Raw genomic sequence first — 930 nt, 5'->3', positions numbered from 1 at the left:
AATGCGGGCGGGGCGAGCGGGTATGGCCGGGCGGCTGTGGATGGCCCGGCCCCCGTCACGGACAATGGGCGCGTGCGCTACGGCATCCTCGGTACCACCCAGGCACTCCGCGACGACGGCACGGCCGTCGCCGTCGGCGGGGCGCGGCTGCGCGCCCTGCTCGCGGTGCTCGCGCTGCGCACCGGCCGGACGGTGCCGTTCGCGGTGCTCGTCGACGAGGTCTGGGACGGCGATCCGCCCGCCGACGCGTCCGGCGCGCTCCAGGCACTCGTGGGCCGGCTCAGACGGGCGCTCGGCCATGCGGAGGTCGTGTCCGCGGACAACGGCTACCGGCTGGCCGCCGAACCGGACAGCGTCGACCTCCACCGCTTCGAACGCCTCGCGGGGGACGGCGCGCGGGCCCTGGACGCCGGCGATCCGGCGAAGGCCCTGAGCGTCCTCGACGACGCCCTCGGCCTCTGGCGGGGACCGGTGCTCGCCGACCTTCCCGACCGGCACGCCGTCGCGGCCCGCTGGACCGCCCGCCGCCTCGACGCCCGCCGGACCCGGATCGCCGCGGCGCTCGCGCTCGGCCGGGCCGACGACGTACTGCCGGAGCTGGCCGCGCTCTGCGAGGAGCACCCCCTCGACGAACCGCTCCAGGCGCTGCGGCTGCGGGCCCTGCGTGACGCCGGGCGCACGGCCCAGGCGCTGGCCGCGTACGACGAGGTGCGCACGGTGCTCGCCGACCGGCTCGGCACGGACCCGGGCCCCGGCCTGAGCGCGAGCGCCGCGGCGATCCGGGTCCGGCGGGCGTCGAGGCGGCGGGCGGTCCAGCGGGCCGCGACGGCGTGCCGGTCGGGAAGGTCGGCGAGCACCGGTCCCCGCCAGAGGCCGAGGGCGTCGTCGAGGACGCTCAGGGCCTTCGCCGGATCGCCGGCGTCCAGGGCC

2 pseudogenes are annotated in these 930 nt (G+C 78.8%); one reads left to right on the top strand and one right to left on the bottom strand.

Annotation, left to right across the window (positions count from 1 at the left end):
* Window positions 1-72: 72 nt before the first annotated feature.
* Window positions 73-765 (top strand): annotated as a pseudogene (locus EAO72_RS41155) (AfsR/SARP family transcriptional regulator); the annotation flags it as partial.
* Between the two features lie 53 nt (window positions 766-818).
* On the opposite strand, the pseudogene EAO72_RS44250 reads toward EAO72_RS41155, so the two are convergent.
* A pseudogene (locus EAO72_RS44250) lies at window positions 819-899 on the bottom strand (BTAD domain-containing putative transcriptional regulator); the annotation flags it as partial.
* Between the last annotated feature and the right edge of the window lie 31 nt (window positions 900-930).

The sequence above is a fragment of the Streptomyces sp. OR43 genome, from assembly GCF_008042275.1.
Lineage (GTDB): Bacteria > Actinomycetota > Actinomycetes > Streptomycetales > Streptomycetaceae > Streptomyces.
This window is presented reverse-complemented; position numbering and strand designations above follow the sequence as displayed.